Origin of the sequence: Leptospira adleri (assembly GCF_002811985.1) — a bacterium.
In the GTDB taxonomy this organism is placed as follows: domain Bacteria; phylum Spirochaetota; class Leptospiria; order Leptospirales; family Leptospiraceae; genus Leptospira; species Leptospira adleri.
Genome location: NZ_NPDU01000039.1, coordinates 31,474 through 40,288, shown reverse-complemented (window position 1 = coordinate 40,288; position 8,815 = coordinate 31,474). Strand labels below are relative to the sequence as shown.

Genomic DNA, 8,815 nt, shown 5'->3' with positions numbered 1-8,815 from the left:
AGTTGGTCCAAACTTGATTCAGAACGCGATTCAAGCGCTTAAAGGCGATGGAAAAATCGAAATCTCGGTGTTTCCATCGGGCGATCGTGTGGTTGTTCAAATCGAAGACAACGGCCCCGGAATTCCTCAAAAAATTCAAGATCGCATCTGGGATCCGTTCTTTACCACAAAGGATCAAGGAGAAGGAACAGGGTTAGGGCTCGGGATCGTAAAGGGAATCGTGGAAAAACACAAAGGTAAAATCTCATTAACATCCGTTCCCGGAAAAACCATATTTCGCGTCGAACTACCGCTCAATCCGGAACTTGTCTCGATATAAAATTCTTATCCAATTCCTTGCGAAACTTGAACTCAAAAGCGAATAACGTGAAAAAAGAAAAAGACATTCAAGAGATTTCGTTTTTTAAGGAAGTCTATAAACTTGTAAAAAAAGTTCCCAAAGGAAAAGTCACTTCTTACGGAAGAATTGCGGCTCTTCTGGGAAAACCGAGGGCGGCTCGCGCAGTCGGTTACGCCCTCAATGCCCTCTCCAAAACTCAGGAACAAACGGTTCCTTGGCAGAGGGTGATCAATAGCCAGGGAAAAATTTCCTTTAGAGGAGATACTGGACGTTCGATTCTTCAGAGAAAAATGCTGGAAAACGAAGGCATAAAGTTCAGCGCAAGCGAGACGGTGGATCTCGACGTTTACGGATGGCCGAATCCGATTCAAAATTCCTCGGCGCGTAAAAAAAAATAGAGTTTCCTTGTTTCTAAATTTAACCGATCCGATCAAAGAACAATAGTCAACATGAACAAGAACAAACCAGTCACCCTTACCGTCGCCGGATCAGATTCTGGAGGCGGAGCCGGAATCCAAGCCGACCTCAAAACTTTCACTGCGTTAGGAACCTTTGGTACTTCCGCGATCACTTGTCTTACCGCGCAAAATCCTTCGGGTGTGACCGGAATTTTAGAAGTAGATGTCGACTTTTTAGAAAAACAAATCTCCGAGGTTATGGATTATTTCCCAGTAAAGGCCGTCAAAACCGGAATGCTCTTTTCAAAAGCGCTCATCGAACGAACGCATTCCCTTTTATCCACTCGCAAAAAGAAAGAACCGTTTTTCTTGGTTATAGATCCGGTGATGGTCGCGACGAGCGGAGCCAAACTTTTACAAGACTCTGCGATCGATGCCCTATTAAACCGGCTGATTCCGATTGCGGAACTCATCACCCCGAATTTGGACGAAGCGGAAATTCTTTCCGGAAAAAAAATCAAAGACAGTTCGGAAATGCGGGACCTCGCAAAGGAAATTTTCGATAAATTTAGAATTCCGGTTCTTCTGAAAGGCGGTCATCTACAAGGTGAAAAGATCGCGCTGGATATTCTCTATGACGGAAATAAAATCTTTTCTTACGAAAAACCCTTTGTAAGCGGTTTTTATCCGCACGGAACGGGATGTACATATTCTTCCGCAATTACCTCTTATCTTGCATTGGGAAATCCGTTGAACGACGCGGTTAGAAAAGCAAAGGAATACCTCCACGCCGCGATCGAACAGGCTTACACGGCGGGAAAAGATAAAACTCTGAATCATACTCCCACAATTGACATCTGATTTCCGTTTATTTTTTTTCGCTTAACAATTTATCTTTTACCAGACTTTCAAGAATGGTGAGAGGTAACGAACCGCTGTCCAAAACCACGGAGTGAAATTCTCGGATATCGAATTGTTCCTTTTTTCTTTCCCGGACCTTTTCTCTGAGTTCCAAAATTTTCAACATCCCCAGTTTGTAAGAACACGCCTGTCCCGGATAAACGATATATCTTTCGATTTCCGCAGTCACATCCTTCGGAGCCATTCCAGTATTTTGCATCATATAAGAAATGGCTTCTTCCCGAGTCCAACGTTTGTAGTGAATTCCGGTGTCCACAACCAAACGGACAGCACGGAAAAGCTCCGCTTGCAATCTTCCTAAATCCGAATAAGGATCTTCAAAGAACCGATAATCCTTCGCCAAACGTTCCGCATACAAAGCCCAACCTTCCACGTATGCAGTAAACGTAATGGTATTTCTAAAACGGGGAAGACCTTTTAGTTCCTGCATAATTGCGATCTGCAGATGATGTCCCGGAATGGCTTCGTGATAAGTGAGAGTTCTCATCCCGAATTTCGGGATTTCCTTCGTATCTCTTAGGTTCGCGTAAAAAATACCCGGCCTGGATCCGTCAAGAGCCGGCTCGTCGTAGTAAGCTCCCGGCGCCGTTTTTTCTTTAAAAACGGGAATTCTTTCCACTTCGACTTTTCCTTCGGGCATTTTTAAAAAAAGAGATTTGGTTTTTTCCTCCGAGTCCTTTAGAATTTTCTTATATTCTTCCAAGGCTTGAAGTTTGCCTTCTTCCGTATCGGGAAATAAGAATTTAGGTTCTTTTCGAAGAGCCGCCATCGCCGCGGGGATCGGCTGATTCTTACCGAGTCCTTTGAGAATAGTCTTCATCTCGTTCTGAATTCGCTCCACCTCGTTGAGGCCGATATTGTGGATCTCCTCCGGGCTCAACTCGGTGGTCGTATGTTTTTTCAGCTCGTGAGAATAATATTGGTCTCCGTCGGGAAGTTTCCAAACTCCGGCCTTCGAATCCGCGTGTTTTCTTTGTTCGTTGAATAAGTTGAGAAGTTTTAAATAGGAAGGAAAGATCTGTGTAACGATTGAATTCTGAACCTGGATGAGATAAAGATCCTGCTTTTCTTTAGGGATGGACTCGATCTTTCTGATTTTTTTTTCAAAAGCCGTATAAAGAATATTTTCTCTCGCAGGCGACGAAACAAATCCCGAAACCTCGGAGATCAAACGGTCCAAAATAAAATCGGGAGGAAGAATCCTGTTCTTATCTCGGAGTAAAATCCCCGCGATCAATTGATCGATTTTTTTCGGAACGGCTCCCAATCGAAGAATATAATTCTCCACATCTTTCGATGATTTCAAGGGATGTTGGGTCGCCAAGAAAGTCGGAGTCTGACTCTGAACGCCGAACAACTGATTGGCGGGATAATCATGAAACAAAAATCTCTCGCCTGCGATTCTAAGACGCAGAGACCATTCTAAAATTTCAAAAGAAAGAAGCTCCTGGTCGACCAATCCCTCCTTTCCGTAAGAAAGAAGAATTTCTAAATTCTTCTTTGCCTTTTCTAAGTCCTGTTTTTGTTTTTCGATCGAGATATCCGTTAGTTTCCTTTGATATCCTTCGACTCCAAGATTGTTTAGAACGCCGAGAGAAGTAAGATATTCTGGATCGTCCAAAACGGATTCCCAAAAAACTTTCTCGTAAAAAAGACCGAGGGTAATCGGTTTAAAAAAAATCGTATGTAATATAAGAGTGAAGGATAGAAAAACTATGAATAGTAGACCAAGAAGAATCCGCTTTCGCGCCGTTATGCTGAACATAGTGGAACAAAATACAAAAACACCACAAGAATGAAAATTCAATTTTTGTAAATCGAATCGGTTTTGATAAAATTATTAAATTAAGCGAAGGACAGTTTTATCCCGGGGAAGAATTCTTCGTAATACGCAGAGAAACCACCGTCAAATCGTCCTGGAAACCGTTTCCATCCGTGAATTTTTCTAGGTCTTCCAAAATGATATCAACGAGTTCGAACGAGGATTTATCTTTTTTTTCTTTCAATAAGTTATGGAGTCTTTTTTCACCGTAGAATTCTTTTTTAGAATTAGCTTCTTCGAAAAGACCGTCCGAAAAAAGAAGAATCCGATCTTCCGCGTGAATTTTTAAAATTTTGTCCTTATAGATGGAGGCCGGAGAAAGTCCGATCATTCTTCCCATATTAGGAAGCGTAAGGAATTCGGAATTCTGTATCAATACCTGCTCCGGATGACCGGCGGAAGAATATCTCAAAACTCCCTTGTTCAAATCGAGATCCACGAGAATACAAGTATAATAAAGATTGAGCGATTTGAATTTTTCGATAAAATCTGAATTCAATATTTCTAATATTTCGCCGGGTCTTTTTCCCGATTGTTTTAAGAATTCATACTCGACCTTTATCGCCATCGTTATGAGAGCGCCTTGAACTCCGTGGCCGGTAGCATCCGCCAAGAATAAACGGTAAACTCCGTCGTTGATCCGAATGATATCGTAAAAATCACCTCCAACTTCGTCCCTTGGAATATATTCGGCTCGAATGTCCAAGTCGGAGTATTTTTCCAAACCGGAGGGAAGCATACTCTTTTGAATTCTTTTGGCGGTCGATAAATCCTTCTTAATGATATTAAACGACTTATTGAGTTGAGCCATCAACTCTTCGATCGTTTTTCTTTCTTCCGAAAGTTTGCGTTTGTCTTTCCTCGAAGACCGGAGAAGTTTTTGAACTTTTGAACTTTGCGATTTTAAGAACCCGGAAGTGATGCTCATCCAATAAAAATACAAAAGGATCGTTAAGACGAAGATAAAGAAAAAAATCACCAGAGTTCTATCGCTAAAGCGGATCGGAGAAATTCCGGCAATTCCGGTAAAATAAAATAAGAACAAACAAAAAGAATAAATCAACGCACCTAGGATAAAGTAACGTCTTTCCATCATCCCGAAAGGAGCGAGATAACTCCCGTAAAGAGCAGTTAACATGACGAATAAGAAATCCGGAACTTGAACCGTAAGCCAAGCGTTGAAAAGCAACATCGGAATATGCCAAAAATAAAACGAGATTTTCATCCATTTTTGAAGATTCCATCGACCGTTGACTAATTGATAGTTTATCGGAATTGCGGTTCCCGCGTTCACGATCAAAAATAAAGCCAATTCGGAATAGGAAACCTTTTCAAGACCTTCCGTATTAAAAAACTTTAATATTGAAAAAAGAACCGAAACAAACGATCCTCCCAAAATCCAGTTGAAAGTCACCGGAAGTCGAAACGTTTTTTTAAGATGAAAGAAATTCATAAATTTCTAAAGGAGAGGAACGATGACCAAGAAAACAAAAGAGATCAAAGCGGTCCAAATGCTTGCGGAAGCTAAAGAAAACCAAAGCGAATTTTGCCACTGAATCAAAGGAGTTGCGACAAACAAAATCATGCCGAGATAGGATAAATAAGGAGATCGATCGTAAAGATGTTTCTGCCATTCAATAAATCCTTCGCGAAAATCTTTCACGTCCCCGCGAAATTTCAAATCTAGGATCAATTCTCCGATCCAACCCGAAACGGAAAAGATCAAAGACCAAAAGAAGAATAGGATCGGCAGGGAAAGAGGAAGGATTTTTCTCCAAAGAACGACGCTCAAAAGCAAAAGAACAAATCCTAGGATCGGAATTCCCGGATAAAGGATTTTGATCCTAAAAAACTTACTTTCGGAAAGGAAACGGAAAAACGGAACCGCTTCTCTGGATTGAAACGATCCGCAGAAAACGCATTGTATCGAATCTGCTAATATATGAGTTCCGCAATTCCTGCAGAATCGTTTCTCCGTCTCCATGATTTTCGAAAATCGATCAGCTCTGACTGATAAGTTGATTGATCAATTGACGTAAAAAATCCACATCCGGAGTTCCACTTTTCGGAAGAGGTTTGTTGTTGATAAACAAAGTCGGCGTGGAATTGATTTTCAATTTTTCCGCCTCGTCTACTTCCCGATTGATCTGATCTCTGATTTTCGGCGAGCTCATACAAGAACGAAACTGATCCATCTTAATGCCGTTTTTCTCGGCGATTCGGCTTACCGTTGCGACAGTGTGCATAACGCCGGTTTCATTGTCTTCGTAAAGACCGGTATAGATCGGATAGAATTTATTTTGCTGATTCGCACAAAGCGCGGCGCTCGCGGCAACGCAGGAACTTGCTTCCGGAGATTTTCTGCCTACGAGTCGATTGCAATTTCCGTCCAAGGGAAAATTCTTATATGCAACTTTGATGATTCCGTCGTATTCGCTTAGAAACGATTTTAGAATTTTGCTCGTATGCATACAATGACCGCAGTTAAAGTCCGCGTATTTTACGATCGTAATCGGCGCATTCGGATCTCCAACGATCGGAGTATCTTTCAAATCGATTTGAACCGCAGGCGTGGATTCGAATTCTTTTAAAAGAACGGGAATCGGTTTTTCTCCAGAGGCCGCCCCGGAAATGAGTCTCGCTCCGCCCGTAGAAATTCTTCCGCCGTAAAGCCCGAGAACAAAGAAGGATAAGACGACGATCAGCAGATTCAAAAAATTTCCGTTCAAACTTCCGGTCACTGCGGAAACGGATTTATCCGAAATCGCTTTGAATCCGGGAAAGTTCACCGCAAGGAGCGCAATCGTAACGACGTAAGTTGCTGCACAAAGACCGCATAACGCTTTGATCACTCCGACCGAAATAATAAACAATCCGACGTCGGCGACCAAACCTAAAATCAAAACATAAAACGCGAGACGAAGATTGGATTCGGCGGTTTCCTTTTTGATTTCGGAGAGGACAAAAAGAAATCCTACAAATCCGTAAAAGATAAAGCCGAAAAGCGCCGTTGGAAGATCGCCTAACCCCGGAACGTTCCGAATTGCGGAAAAGGAGCTTTCTGAAACCTTATCGCAGGAGCCGGATTCGCTGATCGCGTTACAAAGAGCTTCTCCGACGGAACTGGGATCTCCGTAGTATTTTTGGATGAGAAGAAAGGAAAGGATCAAACCCATTGCAGAGAGAATGATCGAAATTTTATTTTTGGACAATTGATTCATGAATTTCCCCGATCCTGTAAGATCGATTTACCTTTATGTATGGTTCCTTCTCAGATGAAAAGAAAAATCCATCCGGATTCTATGGCTTCCTTTCTTAGAGTGTGGAAATCGCTTCCGCGAGATCTAATTTTCCTTCGTACAACGCCTTTCCAGTGATGACTCCGAACAGAGGAATCTTTGTATCTAAGGAAGAAAGATCCATCAGATCTTTTAAGGAAGAGATTCCGCCCGAGGCGATCACTTGGAAAGGAAACGAATTGAGAATTTCGCGATACGCTTCCAAGTTCGGCCCGGCCAGAGTTCCGTCTTGTGCGATATCCGTAAAAACGACGTGCTCGATTCCGGCTTTCGCGAGACTTTCTAAAAGATCGCGATAATGGACGCCGGAATCTTTTTCCCAGCCCGCGATTTTTACGATTCCGTCTCTTGCATCCACCGCGACTACTACTCGATCTTTTCCGTACGTATCCAGAGCGAACTTTAAAAGATCCGGATCCGTTACAGCGGCTGTTCCGATGATGAAACGATCGATTCCGATCTTATGATAATATTCTAATTTTTCCTTGTCTCGAATTCCGCCGCCTAACTGAACTTTCAGAGAAGTTGTTTCCCGGATCTTCAAGATAGAATGTTCGTTCACACCGATCTGATTTCTCGCTCCGTTGAGATCGACCAAGTGGAGGAGCGACGCTCCATTCTTACTAAAACCTTCCGCAAGTTTCCAAGGTTCTGAAGAATAGATTTTCTTTTCTTCGTAATTTCCTTTGAACAAGCGAACTGCGCAATTATCCAATAAATCTATGGCGGGAATGATGATCATACCGATTTTATAAAATTCTCCAGAAGTTTAAGTCCGTGCGTGTGCGATTTTTCGGGATGGAATTGAGTGCCGAAAATATTATTTTTTTCAACGACTGCCGGAAATTTTTCCTGATAATAATCGCAGAGTCCTGTGATCGCGTTTCCTTCCGCGTCCGTAGGTCGATACGAATGGATGAAATAAAAAAATGACTGATCCGGAATTCCTTTCAGGAGGACGCTCTTATCTTTCTTGCGGAATTGAAGACGATTCCAACCGATATGAGGAACTTTAAAATCCTTACCTTGAAATTTTCGGATTTTCCCTTTGATATAACCTAAACCTTCGATCTGATCCTTTTTTGTGCCTTGTGCGATCTCTTCCGAAGATTCAAAAAGAATCTGAAAGCCGATACAGATACCGAAGAGAGGTTTTCCTGAAGAGACGTGTTTGTCGATCGTATCTCGCAAGCCGGTCGCATTCAGATTTTCCATTGCCTTATCAAAGTGTCCGTCGCCGGGAAGAATCAACGCGTCCGAATTTTCAATCGTAACCCGGTCGTTTGTAAAAACAAAATCCTTTGTATAAAGAGAAACGGCTTTGATACAGGAATGGATATTTCCCATTCCGTAATCGAGAATAGCGATCACTCCAAAACTCCTTTTGTAGAAGGGATCGCTCCTGCTGACGCCGAATCTTGCGCGATCGCCATTCTCAAAGCCTTTCCCAAAGCCTTAAAAATTGATTCGTGAATATGATGTCTGTTATCGCCGTAGTGAACGACTACGTGAAGATTCATCTTCGCGTTGAGTGCGAGTTTTTGTAAGAATTCTAAGGATAACTCCGCGTCATAGATTCCGAATTTTCCCGTAAGTTCGGGGCCCGTATATTTGAAAAAATAACGACCTCCGAGATCCACGGCGACCGTTGTAAGAACCTCATCCATCGTAAGAGTGAAATGTCCGTATCTAAAAATTCCCGCTTTGTCGCCGAGTTGTTTGTGGATGGTATTTCCCATGAGGATTGCTGTGTCTTCCACAGAGTGATGACAATCGATTTCGATATCCCCTCTCAACCAGAGATCCAGATCGATCAAACCGTGTTTGGAAATATGAGAAAGCATGTGCTCGAAAAAAGGAATCTCAGTATCAAAGCGATACTTTCCGGTTCCGCGGAGATTCATTTCCAATTTGATTTCAGTTTCAGAGGTTTTGCGTTCTGCTTTCATTCTACCAGGATCATAGAATCCGAACGACCTCCGTGTCAATGAATTCCAAAATAATGGATGACGGAAAAGCCAAGCCTCTCGAGATT

10 protein-coding genes are annotated in these 8,815 nt (G+C 42.4%); 3 read left to right on the top strand and 7 right to left on the bottom strand.

All coding sequences use genetic code 11. From position 1 onward, the window contains the following. From CH376_RS14975 to thiD, 3 genes are all read left to right on the top strand, one after another. Nucleotides 1–319, top strand: a 319-nt coding sequence (locus tag CH376_RS14975) for a sensor histidine kinase (RefSeq protein WP_133124665.1), incomplete at its 5' end; no start/stop codon positions are given. 47 nt (nt 320–366) lie between these two features. Then, nucleotides 367–738 carry an MGMT family protein gene (locus CH376_RS14970; protein ID WP_100788175.1) on the top strand — a complete coding sequence of 124 codons (372 nt, stop codon included), beginning with the start codon at nt 367–369 and terminating at the stop codon, nt 736–738. 51 nt (nt 739–789) lie between these two features. Continuing rightward, nucleotides 790–1,599, top strand: coding sequence for a bifunctional hydroxymethylpyrimidine kinase/phosphomethylpyrimidine kinase (gene thiD, locus CH376_RS14965; RefSeq protein WP_100788171.1), 810 nt, complete (start codon nt 790–792; stop codon nt 1,597–1,599). A 7-nt stretch (nt 1,600–1,606) separates the two neighbouring features. On the opposite strand, the gene CH376_RS14960 is transcribed toward thiD, so the two are convergent. The 7 genes from CH376_RS14960 to hisB form a co-directional block, all read right to left on the bottom strand. Further along, on the bottom strand, nt 1,607–3,424 hold the full coding sequence (locus CH376_RS14960) for a DUF885 domain-containing protein (RefSeq protein ID WP_100788170.1): 1,818 nt from the start codon (nt 3,422–3,424) through the stop codon (nt 1,607–1,609). A 97-nt stretch (nt 3,425–3,521) separates the two neighbouring features. Then, nucleotides 3,522–4,934, bottom strand: a complete 1,413-nt coding sequence (locus CH376_RS14955) for a PP2C family protein-serine/threonine phosphatase (RefSeq protein WP_100788169.1) — start codon at nt 4,932–4,934, stop codon at nt 3,522–3,524. A gap of 6 nt (nt 4,935–4,940) precedes the next feature. After that, the gene (locus tag CH376_RS14950) at nt 4,941–5,465 is read right to left on the bottom strand and encodes a zinc ribbon domain-containing protein (protein WP_100788168.1); all 525 of its coding nucleotides are present in this window, start codon (nt 5,463–5,465) and stop codon (nt 4,941–4,943) included. Nucleotides 5,466–5,481: 16 nt separating this feature from the next. Beyond that, complete coding sequence (locus tag CH376_RS14945; protein ID WP_100788167.1) at nt 5,482–6,702, bottom strand: vitamin K epoxide reductase/DsbA family protein; 1,221 nt, start codon at nt 6,700–6,702, stop codon at nt 5,482–5,484. 94 nt (nt 6,703–6,796) lie between these two features. Further along, the gene (hisA, locus tag CH376_RS14940; RefSeq protein ID WP_100788166.1) at nt 6,797–7,522 is read right to left on the bottom strand and encodes a 1-(5-phosphoribosyl)-5-[(5-phosphoribosylamino)methylideneamino]imidazole-4-carboxamide isomerase; all 726 of its coding nucleotides are present in this window, start codon (nt 7,520–7,522) and stop codon (nt 6,797–6,799) included. Next, nucleotides 7,519–8,151, bottom strand: coding sequence for an imidazole glycerol phosphate synthase subunit HisH (hisH, locus tag CH376_RS14935; protein ID WP_100788165.1), 633 nt, complete (start codon nt 8,149–8,151; stop codon nt 7,519–7,521). Before hisH ends, hisA begins: the two co-directional genes overlap by 4 nt. After that, complete coding sequence (gene hisB / locus CH376_RS14930; RefSeq protein WP_165783631.1) at nt 8,148–8,729, bottom strand: imidazoleglycerol-phosphate dehydratase HisB; 582 nt, start codon at nt 8,727–8,729, stop codon at nt 8,148–8,150. The genes hisH and hisB overlap by 4 nt, the downstream gene beginning before the upstream one ends. Nucleotides 8,730–8,815 lie beyond the last annotated feature (86 nt).